Source organism: Achromobacter sp. NCFB-sbj8-Ac1-l (assembly GCF_052695805.1).
This window is the reverse complement of record NZ_CP199812.1, coordinates 2,230,712-2,249,405: the sequence shown is the minus strand read 5'-3', so window position 1 is coordinate 2,249,405 and position 18,694 is coordinate 2,230,712. Positions and strand designations below refer to the sequence as shown.

The following is an 18,694-nucleotide window of genomic DNA, read 5'->3' as shown; positions in this document are numbered from 1 at the left end:
AGTCCGATCAAAGCAATATCGCCAGCGTAAGGATGGCTACGCTTGGAAGGTCAAGCGATAATCCGTCGACCCCATTCTGCGGAGGCCGCATGAGCTTTCTCGATCGCCAGCCCGATTCAACGTCTGCGGACACGCCCGTCCCGCAGGATCCCCTGGCGTGGCAACGTCACTGGCATCACATCCTGGATGCCTGTGACGACCACCCGGACGAAGTGGCCGGCGACAAAGGCGTGCCTGATCCGCTGCCGGACCTGGACCAGGACTTTCGGCTGCTGTTCAATTTCTGGTCCGCCGACTGGCCCAGCGGCGCCGAGGCGCGCAAGCGGGCCTTTTCGATCCTGCCCCGCGGCGATCAGATGCTGGCCCGCATCGAGGAATATCTATCGACGCCGGCCAAGGCCATCGATGCCGAGCAGGCCACGATGCGCTTGCGCCAAGGGGTGGACCTTACCCGGCGCGCGGGCTTCGAGGCGCCCGACCCGGACGGCCCGGTCCGTGTGCTGGCCAGCCCGGCGGTGTCTCTGCGTGATGCCTATTGCCGCGCCGAATCGCCTTTTGTGGAATTGCGCGATGGGATGGACACCATGGCGGAAAACGAAACGGGTGAGGTGGGGGCCGCGGCGTACCACTTTCTCTCCGAGCCGCTGTATCGCCTGGCCACCACTTACGACGTTTCCAGCTGGATCGCCTGGCCGCTGTGCAGCCGCTTGACCGCGCCGGCGGACGACCCCACCGCGGCCGCCATGCGGCTGTGGCGGGGCGGCTGGTCGGCCGGGTGGGATGACGAAGGCCTGTTCCTGTACGACCGCAGGCAGGAATTCGGGCTGGCGCCCTGATCTTGCAGGAACAACCCGAGGACGGACCCCGATCGCCCAAACGCCGGCCAGGCGCGGCCCTGCGCTACCTGTGGGAAGCCGGCCGCGAACCTGCCGACCCGTACACGCCGCCGGACACCTTCCTGCAAGGCTTCGCGCCGTCCGACCTGGTGCTGGCCGCTGATGGCGGCTATGTCCAGCACCTGGCGCCGCTTGACGATGCCTGGTTCATGGACGGCTACTGGCCGTCGCTGCGGTTTTCCGCACAACACGAGCCGTTAGGCTGGGTCTGCGAATCTTGACGCGAACCCTGAACGCATTGCGCGTGTAACCGCGCGAAATCGCTATCGTCTGCCATCGGCCGGAAACGATCATTCCGTCATGCCCTGGTCAATGGCTTCAGGCTACAGTGATTGCTCACGTGGATCGAGGACGGATGCGGCATGGCCGACGCAAGCACGCTTTTGAATGACAACGCGGTATACAAGACCTTGCTGGAGTCGACCAAGGCAATTCCCTGGAAAATCGATTGGGCGTCCATGAAATTCGCCTATATCGGCCCCCAGATCGAGGCATTGCTGGGCTGGAGCGTCGACAGCTGGGTCAGCGTCGAAGACTGGGCCATGCGCATGCACCCCGAAGACCGCGAATACGTGGTCAATTTCTGCGTTTCGCAATCCCAGGCGGGCGTCGACCATGAAGCCGACTACCGGGCCCTGACCCAGGACAACGGCTACGTCTGGATTCGCGACGTCGTCCATGTCATGCGCAATGAGCAAGGCGAGGTGCAGGCGTTGATCGGCTTCATGTTCGACATCACCGAACGCAAGAAGACCGAAGAACAGTTGCTGAGCCTGCAAAAAGAACTGGAAGCCCTGTCTTTCAAGGACGGCTTGACCAATATTGCCAACCGGCGCCGCTTTGACAGCAGTTTCGAACTGGAATGGGAACGGGCCGGCAAAGATCGCCAACCGCTGTCCATCTTGCTGCTCGACGTGGATTTCTTCAAGCAGTACAACGACTTGTACGGTCACACCCAGGGTGACAAATGCCTGGTGGATATCGCCCAGACGCTGAGCCTGGCGCTGGATGGCCCGCGCGATCTGGTGGCGCGCTACGGCGGTGAGGAATTCGTCGTGCTGCTGCCCGAGGCCGATGCCGCGACCGCCCTGAAGGTGGCCGAACGCTGCCAGCGCCTGCTGGAAAAGAAAGCCATCATGCATGCGCTGTCGCCCCACGGCCGCCGCGTCACGGTGAGCATGGGCGCGGGCACCCTGATTCCTGACGGTAACGCCACGCGGGGTGCCTTCATCAAGGCCGTGGACCAAGCGTTGTATGTGGCCAAGAACAACGGCCGCAACCGCATTGAACATGTGCAGTGGGAGGCCACCGCGCGCTAGCTGCCACGCCGGCCCCCCGCAATTTCAGGAGACCCGCATGCCCAAGTTCATCACGATCGGCTACGGCGACCAGGCCGGCTACGACCGCACCGCCGCTCCCCTGCGCGATGCCGCCCATGCGCACGATGCCAATTTGCGGCAACAAGGCGTCTTGATGGGCATTGCCGGCGCCCCGGTGCAGGTGCGCAACCACGACGCGGCGGGGGTGGAAACGACCGCGGCGCCCTACATGACATCGGCCTTGCCGGTGGCGGGCTTTGCCATCATCGAGGCGGCCGACCTGGCCGAGGCGATAGCGCAGGTGTCGCGCACCCCGTGTGCGGTGGCGCAGGGGGTGGTCGAGGTTTGGCCATTGCTGGAACCCTAGTCTGGCCCCGCCCGCAGGTTGCAAATCGAAGCGTTCCTGGTCAGCTCGTTAGCCTATGCTGACCGGCCGGGGTTTCCCCACACGCTCTCAAGGAGCCGCGAATGCTGGACCATGTCGAAATCAACGTGAGCGACTTCGAGCGCAGCCGGGCGTTTTACCTGAGCGCGCTTGCGGCCATCGGTTACGTGCCACGCAAGGCGCTGCCTACCGGCATGGGCTTTGGCGTGGGCGAGCTTGAAGAGGCCGGCGACCCGGGCGGTGAATTCTGGATTCATCCGGGCACGCCCAGCACCCCGCGCGTGCATGTGGCCTTTCGGGCCCGCAGCCGCGCCGAGGTCGATGCCTTTCATCGGGCGGCGCTGGCGGCCGGCGGCAGGGATAACGGTGCGCCCGGCCTTCGCCCGCAGTATCACCCGCATTATTACGGTGCCTTCATCCTGGACCCCGACGGCTACAACGTCGAGGCGGTGTATCACCGCCCCGAGTGAGCGTCATCACTTCTTCTTGCAGTCGATCACGCTGGCTTTGGTGATGACATTTGTATCGGACCGCTCAACATGGTGAAGCCCCAAACCCGGGCAATGCTGTTTGCGCTATGCATCGTCCCCGTGATCGTGGCCCTCTTCCTGGGGCTTTTCCTGGGGTCGCTGATCCTGGTCAACCGCTATTGGCCGAACGCCGGGTTTACGGCCGAGGAAGTCCTGAATCAGCTGATGGTGCTGGGCATTGCCTTGGTCGCCCTGCCCTGGATTCAACACCGCAGCTTTCAGCATCAATATGGCCTTCAATTCGGATCGGCGAACGGGACACCGGACCTGGCCCCGCCCAGACCCTCACGGGCGGTAGCAGGGGTTCGCCTGATGTTGCTCGTCGCAGGCGCCGCGTTGCTGGTGGCGGTGTTCGGGCCACTGTCGCATCTGACCCGCCTGTCTGACTGGCTGCAAGACAGCGGCTTGGGTGCGATGTCGTTCCGCCTGGTCGAGCTGCTGATGCTGCTCGCCCTGCTTGGCGGCTTTCTGTTGGTGGGCGGACTGGTGGCGCTGGCTCGGCGCGTTGGCGGGCCCCGCAAACGCCAGGACACCCGCGACCCGCGCCATGAAACCTAACGGATCTGGCTGATCTGCTATGCCGGCACGCTGGGGTTGTGCGCGGGCCTGTCCCTGCTGGCGAGTTTCCTGATCCGCAAATTCCTGTAGCGGCGCCCAGGTTCATGGGCCCTTCGTTGCCCGGCGCGGTGGCGCCACGCTCAAAGCTGATCGGCCCCGAACAACCGCAGCCGCCCCAGGTCCAGCACCTGGATCTGGTTGTAGGCCAGCCCCAGGATTCCCTGGTCCGCCAGCGTCTGCAACGCCTGATTGACCCGCTGGCGCGACAGGCCGGTCAGGTACCCCAATTCTTCCTGCGAAATCGCCAGCGTCAGGTCGGTGGACGGATACAGCTGCGGGTTGAACAGCTGCGCCAGGGATTGCGCCACGCGGGCATCGGCGTCCAGCAGGCGGTGATTCTGGATCGAGGCGATGAATTCGCCCATCCGGTTGTTCAACTGCCCGATCACGAAGTGCGAGAACGGCAGGCTGGCCGACAGCAAGGCGTGAAACGTGTCCACCGGCACCCGCAGGACCAGCGACGGCTGGATGGCGACCACGTCGTATTTGCGCAGTTCGCGCTTGATGACGCTGCCCTCGCCGAACCAGCCGCCGGGCGGCACGCCGGAAAACGTGCAGCTGCGCCCGGATTCGTTGTAGATGGCCAGCTTCAGCAGGCCGGCATGCACGCCCAGCCAGTAATCCGATGGCGCGTTGCGGCGCGCGATCCAGGCGCCGCTGGCGACGTGGTCGGCGCGTGACGTGGCCAGGACCAGGTCCTGATGCGCAGTGTCCAGCGCGCCGAACCAGGCACAGGCGTCGAACAGCTCGGCGAGCTCGTCGGCGGAAACAGCGTTTGAAACATCGGACATGGAAAGAACCGTGTAAAACTGGAGGTTGGCACGTACGCGGAAGGTCTGTCATGCAGGCGACAGACAGTATTTTCCGGCGACGGATAAGCTTCTCGCAAGCAGCGGGATGCAGCGAGCGACCGGACCCACGCGGACAGCAAGATCCGCGATCCCGATCAAGCTTTCAGCACACAAGCTATCCGGGCGCGCCCCGTGCCCGACAGGAGACAACCATGAGCAGCATGTTCGAACACGGCCTGGCGCGCCGGGACGCCAACTATGAGCCGCTGACCCCGGTGGATTTCATTGCGCGGGCCGCGCAGGTGTATGGCCAGCGGCTGGCGGTGGTGCATGGCAAGGTGCGACGCACCTGGGCCCAGACCTACGAACGGGCGCAGCGCCTGGCCGGCGCGCTGGCGGCCGCCGGCATTGGCCGCGGCGACACGGTGGCGGTGATGCTGCCCAATATTCCGGCGATGGTCGAGGCGCATTTCGGGGTGCCGATGCTGGGCGCGGTGCTCAATACCCTGAATACCCGGCTGGACACGCCCAGCGTGCTGTTCATGCTGGGCCACGGCGAAGCCCGGGCACTGATCGTGGACACCGAATACGCCGACGTGGCGCAACGTGCCCGGGCGGAATTCCCGCATCTGAAAGTCATTTCAGTGCACGACCTGGACAGCGCACCGGCCACCTTGCCGGGCGCGACGGACTACGAGGACTTCCTGGCGGCGGCCCCTGCCCGCTTCGACTGGCAGCCGCCGGCCGACGAGTGGGACGCGATTGCGCTGAACTACACGTCGGGCACGACGGGCGATCCGAAGGGCGTGGTCTACCACTACCGCGGCGCCTACCTGAACGCGGTGAGCAATATCCTGGAATGGGACATGCCCAAGCACCCGGTGTATCTGTGGACGCTGCCGCTGTTTCACTGCAATGGGTGGTGCTTCGCCTGGACGGTGGCGGCGCGCGCTGGCGTCAATGTCTGCCTGCGCAAGTTCGATCCGCAGACGGTGTTCGACCTGATCCGCAACGAAGGCGTCACGCACTACTGCGGCGCGCCCATCGTGCAAAGCGCGCTGGCCAATGCGCCGGCGGAGATGCGGGCGGGCATCGACCATACGGTGCGCACCATGGTGGCCGGAGCAGCCCCGGCACCGGCGGTGATCGCCAAGATGAAGGAAATCGGCTTCGAACTGACGCACGTGTACGGGCTGACCGAGGTCTACGGCCCGGCCGCCGTCTGCGCCCGGCAAGAGGCCTGGGACGCCCTGGAAGACGAACAACTGGCCGCGCTGACCGCCCGCCAGGGGGTGCGCTACCACCTGCAGGCCGGCGTATCGGTGCGCGACCCCGAGACCATGCAGGAAGTGCCGGCCGACGAGCAGACCGTGGGCGAAATCATGTTCCGCGGCAATATTTGCATGAAGGGCTACCTGAAGAACGAGCGCGCCACCGACGAGGCCTTCGCCGGCGGCTGGTTTCATACGGGCGACCTGGGTGTGATGACGCCGGACGGGTATATCCGCATCAAGGACCGCAGCAAGGACATCATCATCTCGGGCGGCGAGAATATTTCCAGCATCGAGGTCGAGGACGCGCTGTACCGCCACCCCGCCGTGGCGGCGGTGGCGGTGGTGGCCATGCCGGACCCGAAGTGGGGCGAAACGCCCTGCGCTTTCGTCGAACTGAAGCCGGGCTGCAGCGCGACCGAGGCCGAGATCATCGCCCACTGCAAGCTGCTGCTGCCCGGCTTCAAGGTGCCGCGCGCGGTGCGCTTTGGCGAGCTGCCCAAGACGTCCACCGGCAAGATCCAGAAGTTTGAACTGCGCGCGGCGGTGGGTTCCACCCGCGCGATCGATGCCACCTGATTCCCCTTCCACACGCCAGGAGCGCTACGCCATGACGTACCAAGCCCCCGTGAAAGACATGCTGTTCGTGCTGAACCACCTTGCGGGCCTGCCGCAGGTGGCGGCGCTACCGGAGTACGCCGAAGCCACGCCGGACACCGCCCAGGCGGTGCTGGAAGAGGCCGCGACCTTTGCCGCCGACGTGCTGGCGCCGCTGAACCACTCGGCCGACCGCGAGCCCAGCGCCTGGAAGGACGGCGCGGTGACGACGTCGCCGGGGTTCAGGCAGGCGTTTGCCCAGTACGCCGAGGCCGGCTGGCAGGGCATGACGCACCCCGAACAGTATGGCGGCCAGGGCCTGCCGGGCCTGTTGGGCGCGCCCTGCGCCGAAATGCTGAACGCGGCCAACCTGTCGTTCGCGCTGTGCCCGCTGCTGACCAACGGCGCGATCGAGGCGCTGCTGACGGCAGGCTCGCCCGCGCTGCGCGAGCGCTACATCGGCCCAATGATCTCGGGCCAATGGACCGGCACGATGAACCTGACCGAGCCGCAGGCCGGCTCCGACCTGGCCTTGCTGCGCACCCGCGCGCAGCCGGTGGGCGACGGCAGCTACCGGATTTCGGGCACCAAGATCTTCATTACCTACGGCGAACACGACCTGGCCGAAAACATCGTGCACCTGGTGCTGGCGCGCCTGCCCGATGCGCCCGAGGGCGTGAAAGGCATTTCGCTGTTCCTGGTGCCCAAGTTCCTGGTGAACGAAGACGGCACGCTGGGCGCGCGCAACGATGTGACCTGCGTGTCGATCGAGCACAAGCTGGGCATCAAGGCCAGCCCCACCGCCACGTTGCAGTTCGGCGACGCGGGCGGCGCCATCGGCTACCTGGTGGGCCAGGAAAACCGCGGCCTGGACGCGATGTTCATCATGATGAACGCGGCCCGCTTTGCGGTGGGCGTGCAGGGCATCGCGGTGGCCGACCGCGCCTACCAGCACGCGCTGGCCTATGCCGCCGACCGGGTGCAGAGCCGCCCGGTGGATGGGTCATCGCGCGAATCCGTGACCATCATCCACCACCCCGACGTGCGCCGCATGCTGGGCACGATGCGTGCGTTGACCGAAGCCGGCCGTGCGCTGGCCTATTACACCGCCGGCCACGCCGACCTGGCCCACGCCAGCGCCGACCCGGCTACCCGGGCCCGCCACCTGGCGGTGCAGGAATTCCTGGTGCCGATCGTCAAGGGCTGGTGCACCGAGGCATCCATCGACGTGGCCAGCCTGGGCGTGCAGGTGCACGGCGGCATGGGCTTCATCGAAGAGACCGGCGCCGCGCAGTACTACCGCGATGCCCGCATCCTGACCATCTACGAAGGCACCACCGCCATCCAGGCCAACGACCTGGTCGGCCGCAAGACGCTGCGCGACGGCGGTGCGGTGGCGCAGGCGCTGATCGACGAGATCCGCAAGACGGAAGAAGCGCTGCAGGCGCGCAGCGAGCCGGCCGCCCGGCTGGTGCTCACGCCGCTGCGCCAAGGGCGCCTGGCGCTGGCCAACACGGTGGATTTCGTGGTGGCCAACGCCGCCGCGCATCCCAATGCCGTGTTCGGCTCGGCCGTGCCGTATCTGCTGCTGGCCGGCACCGTGCTGGCGGGCTGGCAGATGGCGCGCGCCCTGCTGGCGTCGCTGGACCACCTGGCCGAGGACCCGGCCTTTCACCAGGCCAAGATCGACACGGCCCAGACGTACGCGCTGCACAAGCTGACGCAGGCGCCCGGGCTGGCGGCGGTGGTGGCGGGGTCGATCGAGTACGCGGTGCAGCCCTGAAGCGACGCCAGCATCCCCTGAAAAGACCGCTGCGGCGGTCTTTTTTCATGCATGGCGGCACGGTTAAACATATAACCAATAAGAATAAAGAAAAGAAATAAACATATCTAAAATTATTAAGCGGACACTGCCCGCAGGCAAGACGCCAGCCGTATCAAGGCGTAGTACAGGACCCTTCCCCATGCTTCGCAAGCTGTTTTCCGCCGCCCTCATTGCCACTGCTTTCGCCGTGGCCCCTGCCCATGCCGCCCCGCCCGCGCTGGAAATCGGCTACCTGCCGATCCTGCCGGACGCGCAGTTGTTCGTGGCGCTGGAAGAAGGCACCTTGCAGGCCCAGGGCGCCCCCGCCCCCAAGCTGGTGCAGTTCCAGAGCGGCCCCGCGCTGACGCAGGCGCTTTTGGCCGGCCAGCTGGACGTGGCCTACGTCGGCATCGGCCCGGCGCTGGTGGCCAGCGCCAAGGGCGCCGGCATCAAGGTGGTGGCCTCCAATATCGTGGAGCAGGTGAACGTGGTGGCGCTGGGCGCGCTGGCGCCGTATTTCGCGTCGGGCGACCCGGCCACCGCGTTTGCGCGCTTTGCCAAGGACAAGGGCAGAAAGCCCGTGATCGCCAGCTACCCCAAGGGCGCGGTGCCCGAAGCCGCGCTGCAATACTGGCTGCGCAAGCAGATCAAGGCCGACCCGGCCAGCCTGGAACTGATCTACCAGGGCGAAGCGCAGATCCAGCAATCGCTCTTGACCGGCGCCATCGACGGCGCGGCCATCCTGGAGCCCACCGTGACCACGGTGCTGACGCGTGCGCCGGATTCGCGCGTGGTGGCGCGCGGCTCGCAGCTGTTTCCGAACCAGCCCGGCGCCGTGCTGCTGGTGCGCGACAAGCTGATCGCCGACCACCCCGAGGTGGTGCAGCAACTGGTCAACGCCCAGTTGTCCGCCACGGCCCTGCTCAAGAACGACCCGGCGCGCGCCGCGGGCCACGTGCAGAAGTACGTGGGCGGCGGCCGCCTGGACCGCGCCCTGGTGGAAAAAGCCATACGCAGTTCGCACGACCAGTTCGTGGCGGACCCGCACGCCATCGTCGACGCCACGGCCGAGCTGCAGACCTTCCAGGCCAGCCTGGGCACGGTCGAGGCACCGCCGGTGGACGTGAAGCAGCTGTTCGACACGCGCTTCTTCGACAAGGCCGCCAAGCCATGAGCCAGACCGCCCAGGCCTATGCCGCCCCGGCCGCGCGCACGCGCGCCGAAGCGCCGCCCTGGCACGCCGCCGCCCGCCGCGCCGCCTACGGCATTGCAGGGCTGGCGATCTTCATCGGCATCTGGAAGGCCGCGCTGATCTGGCAGTGGGCGCCCCCGGGCACCCTGCCCGACCCGTTCGCGCTGCCCGCGACACTGATGCAGGAATGGCAGTCGGGCCGGCTGCTGCCCGCCATCGGGTCGAGCCTGGTGCATTATTTCTGGGGCCTGGCGGCGGGCACGGCGCTGGGCTTTGCCGTCGGCCTGGCCGCGGCCACGCTGCCGCGCTTTGATCTGATGCAGGCCTACCTGGCGCGCATCCTGCGGCCGATTCCGCCGCTGGCCTGGGTGGTGTTCGCCATCGCCTGGTTCAAGGTCAGCCATGCCGGCGCGGCATTCGTCATCGCCATCGGCGTGTTCTGGGTGAACTACTTCGCGACCTACAGCGCGGTGCGCAATGTGGACCCGCGTTTTTACGAACTGGCGCGCGCCTTCGGCCACGGCGGTTACCTGGCGCGCGCACTGACCGTGACGCTGCCCGCCATCGCCCCCGGCGCGCTGTCGGGCGTGCGCACGGGCATCGGCCAGGCCTGGATGACGCTGATCGCCGCCGAGTTGCTGGGCGTGCCCGGCATGGGCCAGGAAATGAACGCCGCCGCCGGCGTGGGCGCCTACGACGCGGTGGTGGTGTACATGCTGATCATCTCGCTGGTCTACACGATCTGCGACCTGGCGTTTTCCGCCGTCGAAGGCAAGGTGCTGCAATGGCGTCCGTGATCGCGTTTTCCAAGCTGTCCTACCAGCATCCCGGCGCCGCCGCGCCCGTCATCCAGGGCCTGTCGCTGGATATCGAGGCGGGCAGTTTCGTGGCGGTGGTGGGCGGATCGGGCGTGGGCAAATCGACGCTGCTGCGCGCCGCGGCCGGGCTGGCCGAACCGGCTTCGGGCGAAGTGCGCTTTCAGGCGCCGACGCGGCCCGGACGGCGCAGCCGCGCGGTGGTGTTCCAGGACAGCCGCCTGCTGCCGTGGCGCACCGTCGGCAGCAATGTCGGCTACGGGCTGGAGGGCCTGGGCCTGGATCGCGCGGAACGCCAACGCCGCATCGACGCGGCGCTGCAACTGACCGGCCTGGGCGACTATGGCCGCCGCTGGCCGCACCAGTTGTCCGGTGGCCAGGCCCAGCGCGTGGGCATTGCCCGGGCGCTGGCGGTCAAGCCCGACCTGCTGCTGATGGACGAGCCCTTCAGCGCCGTCGACGCGATCACCCGCCGCAACCTGCAGCAAGAGCTGATCCGGGTGTGGCAGGCGTCGGGGGCGGCGGTGCTGTTCGTGACCCACGACATCGAGGAAGCCGTGTTCCTGGCGGACAAGGTGGTGGTGCTGGGCGGCCGCCCGGCCAACATCGCAGGCCACTACGACATCGACCTGCCCCGCCCGCGCGACCGCGCCGATCCGGCGTTTGCGCGGCAGGTCGCCGCCATCGCGCATACGCTGGAACATCACTGAACCGCGGCGCCCCGGTGGGCGCCACCGGTCGCTGATCCGCACCGCGCAGGCGCCCCCGTATGCGTCACCCCTGCTGTGTCGCGCAGGCCGCCTTCAACGGCGCCTTGCGCGGCAAGGTCACGGCCCAGAACACGGCGGCCACCAGGCCCAGGCCCGCGCCCAGCACGCATACGCCCAGCCAGCCCGCCCGCGCGTAGACGGCGGTCGACGCGATCGACCCCAGGCCGCTGCCCACCGCATAGAACATCATGTAGCCGCCCACCAGCCGGCTGTGCGCCTGCGCGCCGATGCTGAAGATCATGGTCTGGTTGGTGACGTGCAAGGCCTGCGCGGCGATGTCCAGCAGCAGCACACCCAGCGCCAGCGCCCACAGGCTCTGGTCCAGGAACGCAATGGGGATCCAGGCCAGGCACAGCAGTGCCAGCCCCGCCCCGGTGGTGCGCTGGCCCAGGCCACGGTCCGCCAGGCGCCCGGCGCGCGCCGCCACCAGCACGCCGGCCACGCCCACCAGTCCGAATGCGCCCACGGCGGTGTGGGTCAGGGAATGCGGCGGTGCGCTCAGGGGCAGCACCAGCGCGGTCCAGAACGCGCTGAAGCTTGCGAACATCAGCAACGCGATCACACCGCGTACCTGCAATACGCGCTCGGTGGCCAGCAGCGTGAACAGCGATCGCAGCAGCGCCCCGTAGCCCAGACCGGCCGCCGGCAATTCGCGGCGTGGCAGCCAGCGCGCCAGCACCAGCGCCAAGGCGGCGGCCAGCACGGCGGACACCAGGTACACGGCGCGCCACCCCCACAGATCGGCAACGGCGCCGGCCAGCGTGCGGGCCAGCAGCAGGCCGATCACCACGCCCCCCTGCGCCGCCCCCACCACCCGGCCACGCTCGGCAGGCGCGGCCAGGGCGGCCGACAGTGCCAACAGGCCCTGCGTCATGGCCGTGCCCAACAAGCCCAGCGCCAGCATGCCGGCCAGCAGCCAGGGCGAATTCGTCGCCCCGGCCACGGCCGTCAACGCCAGCACCAGCAGCCCCAGTTGCCCGAGCATCAGCCGGCGGCGGTCCAGCAGATCGCCCAACGGCACCACCAGCAACAGCGCGAGCGCGCAGCCGACCTGCGTGGCGGTGACCACGATGCCCACCGCCCCCTCGTCCAGGCCGAATTCACGGCCCATGGCGTCCAGCAAGGGCTGGGCGTAATACACGTTGGCCACGCTCAGGGCACAGGCCACCGCCAGGAGCAACACCAGGGCGGTGGGCAGGCGGGCGGCGGGCGCGGGGTCGGATCGTTCTGGCATGCTTGCCTCTTTTGGTTTCATAACAAAACTAGAATGCTAGGCCTTAAGGTTTTATAATGCAACTACAAATTCGCGATTCACATTGACGTCCAACCGGAAGGCGGCACGCCCTTCCCTGATGCCGCATCGCCCGGCAAAGGTCCGCACGACATGGTCAAACGCACCAGCCTTGAAGGCGCTGCCTGCCCGGTGGCGCGCTCGCTCGACGCCATTGGCGACTGGTGGTCGCTGCTGATCGTGCGCGACGCGTTCGACGGCTTGCGGCGCTTTGGCGAATTCCAGAAAAGCCTGGGCGTGGCCAAGAACATCCTCAGCGACCGCCTGCGCACGCTGGCCGCCCACGGCATCCTGGCCACGGTGCCGGCCTCGGACGGCAGCGCCTACCAGGAATACGTGCTGACGGAAAAAGGCCAGGCGCTGTTTCCCGTCATCGTCGGCCTGCGCCAATGGGGCGAAGACCATTACTACGGCCCCGCCGAAGCCCATTCCCAGCTGATCGATCGCAAGCGCGGCCAGCCCGTCAAGCGGCTGGAAATCCGCGCGCAGGACGGCCGCTTGCTGGGGCCGGACGACACGGTGGTGCAGAAGGTCGACGGCTGATTCTTCCGGGCACGATGCCGGCTCGATACCTGCCTGGCTACGCCGCTACCGCGCCCGGCCAATGCCCCGTCGCCAGGGCGGTCGGCGAATAGCTGTTGAAACGCCAGCGCAAGGCCAACGCCCCGGGGCGCGCGCGCACTCGCTGCACATGCACCCGCCACAGGCGCTCCGCGCCTTCGAAGGCAGCGATCTCCGGGCTGTCCAGCACCACCTCGGCGCGGCCCGACAGCTGCAGCACGTCGCCGCGCTCGAAGTCGATGAACAGCAGGCCGGCGCGCGGATTGATCACCAGGTTGCCCAGCGTATTGAAGAAGCGGTTGCCGGAGAAATCCGGAATCGTCAGCGTATTGCCATCGACCCGCACAAAGCCCGGCTTGCCGCCGCGATGGGACACATCGACCCGGCGTCTGGCGTCGTCGGTGTCGGCGTAGCTGGTCACGAACAGGGTGTCGGCTTGCGCGATGAGCGCGCGGTCGGCCTCGTTCAACGCGGCACGCTCATGCCCCGCGCCGGGAAAGCGCAGCGCGGGCGAACGCGAGAAAAAGAATTCGCGCGCCTGGATGTATTGAGGGCAGTTGCCGAAAGACTCGCCCACCGAGATATCGAAGCGCTTGCCGTCCCAGGCACTGATCTGTCCGTTCATGCGGTTGCGGCGGCGCGAGTGCAGCTCGATGCCCAGCAAGGCGATGGCCTGCGCTGCCCCCAGCCCCGCGGACAGCGGATCATCGGCGTCGGGCACAGCCGCCACGCGCAGCGTCGTCGGGTCCGGCGAACGCAGAAAGCCCGGCTCGCCCTCCAGCACGCCCGCCCACGGATCGCCCTGCGCGTCGACCGCGCCGGCCACCACGAAGGGCAACTGCTCGAAGAAGGTCCGGTGCTGGTCGGGCATGTAGTCGCGAATCACCTTGGCGCCGACCTGCGCCATGCGCTCGGCCATGCCGATGTGGGCCTGCAAATGGCGTTCGCCGGCATGCCAGGGCGCGGCGGGGGCCGGGTCTGTGACGGTGGCGTTGGCGTTGGCGGTCATGGTGGGCTCCTTGGCGGTATCAGGCGCTTGGCCGCGGCATCAGGCTGCCAGCAGCCCGACGGGCGTGGTCACCATCGGCACGAAACCCGGCAAGGCCTCGATCCGTGCCAGCCACGCGCGCACCTGCGGATACGCCGCCAGCGACACATTGCCTTCGGGTGCATGCGCCACATAGGCATAGCAGGCCACATCGGCAATGGTGGGCGCGGCGCCCGCCAGGTAGCCGGTGGCGGCCAATTCATGTTCCATCACGGCCAGCAGCGCGTGGGCCCGCGCCAGCGTGGCGGGCACGTCGTACGGCGCGCCGAACACGGTGACCAGCCGCGCCGCAGCCGGTCCGCCGGCCAACGGACCGGACGCCGCCGACAGCCAGCGCTGCACCGCGGCCGCGCCCACGGCGTCTTCGGGCAGCCAGGCCTGGCCGTTGTAGCGCTTGCACAGATACACCAGGATGGCGGTCGAATCCGCCACCACCACGCCGTTGTCGTCGATGACCGGCACCTGGCCAAACGCGTTCAGCGTCAGGAAGTCAGGCTGCTTCTGCGCGCCGCGGCGCAGGTCGACCTCGACCACGCGATGCGGCACCTGCAACAGGGACAGCATCAGCGCAACGCGGTGGGCGTGGCCGGACAGGGGAAAGCTGTAGAACGTCAGGGAAGCGGAGGACATGGCGCAATCTCAAGAATGGAAACAGGGTTCCATCTTGAACCGGCCCGGCCCGCCAGGGAACCGCCAGCGGGCGCAAGACACTATTGCGAAAAAAAGCGATATTCGGCCCTGTGCCACTGCGCACTTGCGGCGCTGAAGCGCGCCTTGTCTGCAATCCGACAAGGCGCGGCAGCAGAGTCCACAGACTGTGCTTTCAACAAATCAATGCCATATGGGCGATGAAGCCGCTTCTGCTTTCTCCAGCCGCTCGTGCTCGATCATCCAGGCGTTTCAGAATGCGCCGAGGCAAAGTGATATTCACGCGCTCGACGGACTCATCCATGACGGCGGGATCCACATCGACAATTGCCCAGACCCAGCCCTTGAATGCCGGATCACTTTGATGGGTCGCAATGCTGGTGGGTGCGGGAACTGTCTCGCCAGAATCAATGGCGGCCTCAATCCAAAGCTCTATGGCCTCTTTGGCGTTATCAATTGCCTGATCGATCCCGTCATCCGCCGCTGAATAGCAACCGGGGAGATCAGGAACCACTACGCTCCAGCTCTGAGCATCGCTTCCGGGTTCGATTGCGATGGGGTATTTCATTACGGTATTCCTTCTTGTACGTCGAGAGGCCCCGGCTTGCAGCCCAGGGCCTGCTCTCTATTTCAAACCTGCTTTTGTCAGTATCTGGTGCACGAGGCCTTTACCTAGCTCCTTTTTGGGGTGGGGGACAACCAGGTGTCCGGGGCGGTCCGGGTGGTAATAGATGTGATTAGTACACACCACCGGAAATGACCTCCTGGACCGACAGACCTGCCGCACGTTCACCCCGGCAGCGCCGCCAGGTCTCGCCGCAACGCGTCGACGCAGAAATCGACGAAGCTGCGGACCTTGGCCGAGCTTTTGCGGCCTTCGGGGTAGACGACGTGGACGGGTATCGGCGGCAGTTCGTAATCGCGCAGCACCACTTGCAGCGCGCCGCTGGCCAGGTGGCGGGCCACCTGATACGACACCACCTGGGTCAGGCCCCAGTCTTCGCAGGCTGCCTTGATGGCCCCCTGGAACGAGGTGACCGTCAGTTGCGAAGCCATCGGCAGGCGGCGCGGCTGGCCGTCCTGCTGGAAGCGCCATTGCGGTCCGCGGCCTTCCATGGCCGCCGTGATGGTGCAGAACTGTGCCAGCGCGTCGGGCGTGTCCGGCGTGCCGAAACGCTGCAGGAAGGCGGGCGAGGCGCACACCACGCGCCGCACGTGGCCCACGGCGATGGCGGTCAGCGACGAATCGGGCAGCGCGCCGATGCGCACGGCCACGTCCACGCCTTCGTCCATCAGGTTCACCACGCGGTCCACCAGCAAGGCGCGCACCGAGACCTCGCGATGGTCTCGCAGGTAGCCCAGCACCGCGGGCATGACGTGCAGTTCGCCAAACAGCGACGGCGCGGTGATGTGCAACGACCCGCGCGGCGCGGCCATGGCGCCGGCGGCGGCGTCATCGGCCTGCTCGACGTCTTCGAGAATGCGGCGGCAGTCCTGGGCGTAGCGCTCGCCGGCTTCGGTCAGGCGCAGGCTGCGGGTGGTGCGCACCAGCAGCAGCGCGCCCAGCCGGCGCTCCAGCGCGGAAACGCTGCGCGTGACGGCGGGGGCCGACATGGCCAGGCGGCGAGCGGCGGCGGCAAAGCTCTGGGCTTCGGCCACCGCCAGGAACACGCTCATTTCATGGAACCGGTTCAAGGCGTCGTGCCTCCTTAGTGGGATTGCGGCCGGTCAGGCCGCGACGGGCCGCTGCGACGCGGCAGGCCGGGCATGGGCGTTGCCGGCGGGCAGGCCCGGCGTCGCGGGCAAGGCGGCCACGCTGTCGCGCACGCATTGCCGCACGATGTCGGCCAGGGCGGCGGCAACGGGACCGGGCTGGCGTTGCGCGCCATACAGCGACAGCGTCAGGCTGGGCAATGGCGGCAGGCCCCGTTCGCCCGACGCCAGCACGCGCAGGCCGGCGGGCAGGCCCAGCGGCGTACGCACCATCAGGCCCAGGCCCGCGCTGACCGCCGCCCACAGGCCCGCCAGGCTGGGGCTGATGAACGCCGACGTCCAGGCGATGCCGGCGCGGTCCAGCGCATCGGTGGCGCGGCTGCGAAAGAGGCACGGCGCTTCAAAGGCCACCAGCGGCAAGGCGTTGCCCGCCCCCGCCCAGGCCTGGTCCGGCGCGACGGGCCCGATCCAGCACATGGGCAGCTCCGCCAGACGCGTGGCGTGCGGCTGCGCGGCATCGACGTCCCACGCCAGCGCCAGGTCCAGCTCGCCCGCGGCGATGCGTTCAAGCAGGTCGGCGTTGCGCGCCACGCGCGCTTCGATGCGGACCTGAGGGTGCGCGCGCGCGAACTGGCCCAGCACCTGGGGCAGCAGGATTTCGCCGAAGTCTTCTTGCAGGCCCAGGCGCACCCGGCCCTGCAACTGCGCGCCACGCACGGCAACGGCGGCCTGGTCGTTCAGTTCGAGCAGCCGGCGTGCGTAAGCCAGCATGGTCTCGCCGGCGTCGGTCAGTGCCAGGCCGCGGCCGGCCTTGCGCAGCAGTGGCACGCCGGCCTGGTCTTCCAGCTTTTTCAACTGCGCGCTGACGGCGGACGTGGATCGACCGAGCCGGTCGGCCGCGCGGCCGAAGCTGCCCAGTTCGACGCCGGCCACGAAGCTGCGCAACACGTCCAGGTCAAAAGTGACCGATCGCATGATTGTCCTGTTTTTCAAAACCTTTAGTTGAAAATTTCCTGATTTTCAGAACCATCTTACGAGCGCAGACTCAGACGCGTCAATCCTGCCTGGAACGTGCCATGTCCTTGTCTACGCTATCCGCCCCGGCCTCGCGGCCGGCCCTGTCCCCCCCTCGTCCTGCCCACCGTTGGAAGGTGCTGACCGTGGGCGTTGCCGCCAATGCGGCGTTTTCGGCTGCCGCCGCCGGCTTGCCCGCCACCGCCGTTTTCATGCGCTCGGGCTACCGCCTGGACAACGACCAGCTGGGCCTGGCGCTGGGCCTGATGGGCCTGGGCGTGGCGCTGTTCGAACTGCCGTGGGGCATGCTGGCCGACCGCTGGGGCGACCGGCCCGTGCTGCTGGGCGGCCTGGGCGCCACCGCGGCGGCGCTGGCCTGGATGAGCCTGTACGCCGCGCCCACGCATGGCGCCGTGCCCACCCTGTGGCTGCTGGCGGTGGGCCTGCTGCTGGTAGGGGTGATGGGCGGCAGCGTCAACGGCGCCAGCGGCCGCGCGGTGATGGCATGGTTCGACGAAGGCGAGCGCGGCCTGGCCATGAGCATCCGCCAGACTGCCGTGCCGCTGGGCGGTGGGCTGGGCGCGCTGGTGTTGCCGTGGCTGGCCTCGCAGCTTGGCTTTGCGGCGGTGTTCGGCCTGCTGGGCGCGCTGTGCGCGGGCGCCGCGCTGTTGACCCTGGGGTGGCTGCGCGAGCCGGATCGGATGCGGCCCCACCCCGCGGCGCCCACGCACGCCGCCGCTGCGCCGATGCCCGCACACACCGCGTCGGCTGCCGCGCCACCCATGCCCGGCACGCCCGCGGCCACGCCGCCAACCCGCTCGGCCCCGCCCAGCCCGCTGCGCGACGCGCGCGTCTGGCGCGCCGCGCTGGCCATCGGCCTGCTGTGCTGCCCGCAATTCGCCGTGCTGACGTTCGCCACCGTGTTCCTGCACGACTACAGCGGCGCCGGCATCGCCACCCTGACCGCGGTGATGGTGGCCGTGCAGGTGGGCGCAATGGCGGCGCGCATCGCCAGCGGCCGCTGGACCGACCGCCGGGGCAACCGCCCCGCCTATCTGCGCGGTTGCGTCTGGCTGGGTTTCTCGTTGTTCGCGGTGCTGGCCGGCGTGGCTTGGCGCCTGCAGGACGTGGCCAGCGATCCGCTCCCGATGGCAGCCGTGGCCGTGCTGCTGGCGGTGGCCGGCATCTGCGTGTCCGCCTGGCATGGCGTGGCCTATACCGAACTGGCCACGCTGGCCGGCGCGCAGCGCGCCGGCACCGCGCTGGGGCTGGCGAACACGTGCGTCTACCTGGGGCTGTTCCTCACGCCGCTGGCGTTGCCGCATCTGGTGGCCGCGTCATCCTGGCCGCTGGCGTGGCTGGTGGCGGGCGGCTTGATGCTGACGGCGCTGCCGCTGCTGCCGCGAACGGCGCGCCCCTGATGCCCCGCGC

At 68.0% G+C, this 18,694-nt stretch carries 21 protein-coding genes; 13 read left to right on the top strand and 8 right to left on the bottom strand.

Annotated features, from left to right (window positions below):
- Positions 1-89: 89 nt before the first annotated feature.
- From ACUDP5_RS10350 to ACUDP5_RS10325, 6 genes are all read left to right on the top strand, one after another.
- Positions 90-836, top strand: coding sequence for a hypothetical protein (locus tag ACUDP5_RS10350; protein WP_445658690.1), 747 nt, complete (start codon positions 90-92; stop codon positions 834-836).
- Positions 837-838: 2 nt separating this feature from the next.
- Positions 839-1,117 carry a hypothetical protein gene (locus ACUDP5_RS10345; protein WP_263911692.1) on the top strand — a complete coding sequence of 93 codons (279 nt, stop codon included), beginning with the start codon at positions 839-841 and terminating at the stop codon, positions 1,115-1,117.
- A 141-nt stretch (positions 1,118-1,258) separates the two neighbouring features.
- The gene (locus ACUDP5_RS10340) at positions 1,259-2,215 is read left to right on the top strand and encodes a sensor domain-containing diguanylate cyclase (RefSeq protein WP_445658689.1); all 957 of its coding nucleotides are present in this window, start codon (positions 1,259-1,261) and stop codon (positions 2,213-2,215) included.
- A gap of 37 nt (positions 2,216-2,252) precedes the next feature.
- Entirely contained in the window at positions 2,253-2,582 is a 330-nt protein-coding gene (locus ACUDP5_RS10335) for a YciI family protein (RefSeq protein ID WP_445658688.1), read from the top strand.
- Positions 2,583-2,683: 101 nt separating this feature from the next.
- A complete protein-coding gene (locus ACUDP5_RS10330; RefSeq protein ID WP_263911686.1) occupies positions 2,684-3,070 on the top strand; it encodes a VOC family protein in 387 nt (128 codons plus the stop codon).
- A gap of 93 nt (positions 3,071-3,163) precedes the next feature.
- Positions 3,164-3,688, top strand: coding sequence for a hypothetical protein (locus ACUDP5_RS10325; protein WP_445658687.1), 525 nt, complete (start codon positions 3,164-3,166; stop codon positions 3,686-3,688).
- 140 nt (positions 3,689-3,828) lie between these two features.
- Here ACUDP5_RS10325 and ACUDP5_RS10320 read toward each other — a convergent pair whose 3' ends face one another.
- Positions 3,829-4,539 (bottom strand): Crp/Fnr family transcriptional regulator, encoded by a 711-nt coding sequence (locus tag ACUDP5_RS10320; RefSeq protein ID WP_263911679.1) that lies wholly within the window; start codon positions 4,537-4,539, stop codon positions 3,829-3,831.
- A gap of 212 nt (positions 4,540-4,751) precedes the next feature.
- Here ACUDP5_RS10320 and ACUDP5_RS10315 point away from each other — a divergent pair, with 212 nt between their 5' ends.
- The 5 genes from ACUDP5_RS10315 (at position 4,752) to ACUDP5_RS10295 (ending at position 10,928) form a co-directional block, all read left to right on the top strand.
- Positions 4,752-6,389 (top strand): acyl-CoA synthetase, encoded by a 1,638-nt coding sequence (locus ACUDP5_RS10315; RefSeq protein WP_445658686.1) that lies wholly within the window; start codon positions 4,752-4,754, stop codon positions 6,387-6,389.
- 31 nt (positions 6,390-6,420) lie between these two features.
- Positions 6,421-8,190: an acyl-CoA dehydrogenase gene (locus tag ACUDP5_RS10310; RefSeq protein WP_445658685.1), complete on the top strand. Its 1,770-nt coding sequence runs from the start codon at positions 6,421-6,423 to the stop codon at positions 8,188-8,190.
- A gap of 181 nt (positions 8,191-8,371) precedes the next feature.
- Positions 8,372-9,385: an ABC transporter substrate-binding protein gene (locus ACUDP5_RS10305; protein ID WP_263911675.1), complete on the top strand. Its 1,014-nt coding sequence runs from the start codon at positions 8,372-8,374 to the stop codon at positions 9,383-9,385.
- Complete coding sequence (locus tag ACUDP5_RS10300; protein ID WP_263911673.1) at positions 9,382-10,200, top strand: ABC transporter permease; 819 nt, start codon at positions 9,382-9,384, stop codon at positions 10,198-10,200. The genes ACUDP5_RS10305 and ACUDP5_RS10300 overlap by 4 nt, the downstream gene beginning before the upstream one ends.
- Entirely contained in the window at positions 10,188-10,928 is a 741-nt protein-coding gene (locus ACUDP5_RS10295) for an ABC transporter ATP-binding protein (protein WP_445658684.1), read from the top strand. The genes ACUDP5_RS10300 and ACUDP5_RS10295 overlap by 13 nt, the downstream gene beginning before the upstream one ends.
- A gap of 64 nt (positions 10,929-10,992) precedes the next feature.
- On the opposite strand, the gene ACUDP5_RS10290 is transcribed toward ACUDP5_RS10295, so the two are convergent.
- Positions 10,993-12,222: an MFS transporter gene (locus ACUDP5_RS10290; protein WP_263911670.1), complete on the bottom strand. Its 1,230-nt coding sequence runs from the start codon at positions 12,220-12,222 to the stop codon at positions 10,993-10,995.
- Between the two features lie 150 nt (positions 12,223-12,372).
- Here ACUDP5_RS10290 and ACUDP5_RS10285 point away from each other — a divergent pair, with 150 nt between their 5' ends.
- Positions 12,373-12,822, top strand: coding sequence for a winged helix-turn-helix transcriptional regulator (locus tag ACUDP5_RS10285; protein ID WP_445658683.1), 450 nt, complete (start codon positions 12,373-12,375; stop codon positions 12,820-12,822).
- Positions 12,823-12,859: 37 nt separating this feature from the next.
- Here ACUDP5_RS10285 and ACUDP5_RS10280 read toward each other — a convergent pair whose 3' ends face one another.
- From ACUDP5_RS10280 to ACUDP5_RS10255, 6 genes are all read right to left on the bottom strand, one after another.
- The gene (locus tag ACUDP5_RS10280; protein ID WP_445658682.1) at positions 12,860-13,849 is read right to left on the bottom strand and encodes a pyridoxamine 5'-phosphate oxidase family protein; all 990 of its coding nucleotides are present in this window, start codon (positions 13,847-13,849) and stop codon (positions 12,860-12,862) included.
- Positions 13,850-13,888: 39 nt separating this feature from the next.
- Complete coding sequence (locus ACUDP5_RS10275; protein WP_263911666.1) at positions 13,889-14,518, bottom strand: glutathione S-transferase family protein; 630 nt, start codon at positions 14,516-14,518, stop codon at positions 13,889-13,891.
- A 193-nt stretch (positions 14,519-14,711) separates the two neighbouring features.
- On the bottom strand, positions 14,712-15,104 hold the full coding sequence (locus ACUDP5_RS10270; RefSeq protein ID WP_025135446.1) for a type II toxin-antitoxin system HicB family antitoxin: 393 nt from the start codon (positions 15,102-15,104) through the stop codon (positions 14,712-14,714).
- A gap of 57 nt (positions 15,105-15,161) precedes the next feature.
- Positions 15,162-15,284 (bottom strand): type II toxin-antitoxin system HicA family toxin, encoded by a 123-nt coding sequence (locus tag ACUDP5_RS10265; RefSeq protein ID WP_445659146.1) that lies wholly within the window; start codon positions 15,282-15,284, stop codon positions 15,162-15,164.
- A gap of 41 nt (positions 15,285-15,325) precedes the next feature.
- Positions 15,326-16,213, bottom strand: coding sequence for a LysR family transcriptional regulator (locus ACUDP5_RS10260; protein WP_445659145.1), 888 nt, complete (start codon positions 16,211-16,213; stop codon positions 15,326-15,328).
- 51 nt (positions 16,214-16,264) lie between these two features.
- Positions 16,265-17,224, bottom strand: a complete 960-nt coding sequence (locus tag ACUDP5_RS10255; RefSeq protein ID WP_445658681.1) for a LysR substrate-binding domain-containing protein — start codon at positions 17,222-17,224, stop codon at positions 16,265-16,267.
- A gap of 101 nt (positions 17,225-17,325) precedes the next feature.
- Here ACUDP5_RS10255 and ACUDP5_RS10250 point away from each other — a divergent pair, with 101 nt between their 5' ends.
- Positions 17,326-18,684 carry an MFS transporter gene (locus ACUDP5_RS10250; protein ID WP_445658680.1) on the top strand — a complete coding sequence of 453 codons (1,359 nt, stop codon included), beginning with the start codon at positions 17,326-17,328 and terminating at the stop codon, positions 18,682-18,684.
- The last annotated feature ends 10 nt before the right edge of the window (positions 18,685-18,694 follow it).

Bases quoted from the DNA above. Each gene is read 5' to 3' on its own strand.
- ACUDP5_RS10270 (WP_025135446.1), bottom strand. From the start codon at position 15,104: ATGAAATACCCCATCGCAATCGAACCCGGAAGCGATGCTCAGAGCTGG.
- ACUDP5_RS10255 (WP_445658681.1), bottom strand. From the start codon at position 17,224: ATGCGATCGGTCACTTTTGACCTGGACGTGTTGCGCAGCTTCGTGGCC.
- ACUDP5_RS10335 (WP_445658688.1), top strand. From the start codon at position 2,253: ATGCCCAAGTTCATCACGATCGGCTACGGCGACCAGGCCGGCTACGAC.
- ACUDP5_RS10290 (WP_263911670.1), bottom strand. From the start codon at position 12,222: ATGCCAGAACGATCCGACCCCGCGCCCGCCGCCCGCCTGCCCACCGCC.
- ACUDP5_RS10250 (WP_445658680.1), top strand. From the start codon at position 17,326: ATGTCCTTGTCTACGCTATCCGCCCCGGCCTCGCGGCCGGCCCTGTCC.
- ACUDP5_RS10295 (WP_445658684.1), top strand. From the start codon at position 10,188: ATGGCGTCCGTGATCGCGTTTTCCAAGCTGTCCTACCAGCATCCCGGC.
- ACUDP5_RS10280 (WP_445658682.1), bottom strand. From the start codon at position 13,849: ATGACCGCCAACGCCAACGCCACCGTCACAGACCCGGCCCCCGCCGCG.
- ACUDP5_RS10340 (WP_445658689.1), top strand. From the start codon at position 1,259: ATGGCCGACGCAAGCACGCTTTTGAATGACAACGCGGTATACAAGACC.
- ACUDP5_RS10305 (WP_263911675.1), top strand. From the start codon at position 8,372: ATGCTTCGCAAGCTGTTTTCCGCCGCCCTCATTGCCACTGCTTTCGCC.
- ACUDP5_RS10285 (WP_445658683.1), top strand. From the start codon at position 12,373: ATGGTCAAACGCACCAGCCTTGAAGGCGCTGCCTGCCCGGTGGCGCGC.
- ACUDP5_RS10275 (WP_263911666.1), bottom strand. From the start codon at position 14,518: ATGTCCTCCGCTTCCCTGACGTTCTACAGCTTTCCCCTGTCCGGCCAC.
- ACUDP5_RS10310 (WP_445658685.1), top strand. From the start codon at position 6,421: ATGACGTACCAAGCCCCCGTGAAAGACATGCTGTTCGTGCTGAACCAC.
- ACUDP5_RS10320 (WP_263911679.1), bottom strand. From the start codon at position 4,539: ATGTCCGATGTTTCAAACGCTGTTTCCGCCGACGAGCTCGCCGAGCTG.
- ACUDP5_RS10325 (WP_445658687.1), top strand. From the start codon at position 3,164: ATGCTGTTTGCGCTATGCATCGTCCCCGTGATCGTGGCCCTCTTCCTG.
- ACUDP5_RS10330 (WP_263911686.1), top strand. From the start codon at position 2,684: ATGCTGGACCATGTCGAAATCAACGTGAGCGACTTCGAGCGCAGCCGG.
- ACUDP5_RS10300 (WP_263911673.1), top strand. From the start codon at position 9,382: ATGAGCCAGACCGCCCAGGCCTATGCCGCCCCGGCCGCGCGCACGCGC.
- ACUDP5_RS10350 (WP_445658690.1), top strand. From the start codon at position 90: ATGAGCTTTCTCGATCGCCAGCCCGATTCAACGTCTGCGGACACGCCC.
- ACUDP5_RS10260 (WP_445659145.1), bottom strand. From the start codon at position 16,213: ATGAGCGTGTTCCTGGCGGTGGCCGAAGCCCAGAGCTTTGCCGCCGCC.
- ACUDP5_RS10315 (WP_445658686.1), top strand. From the start codon at position 4,752: ATGAGCAGCATGTTCGAACACGGCCTGGCGCGCCGGGACGCCAACTAT.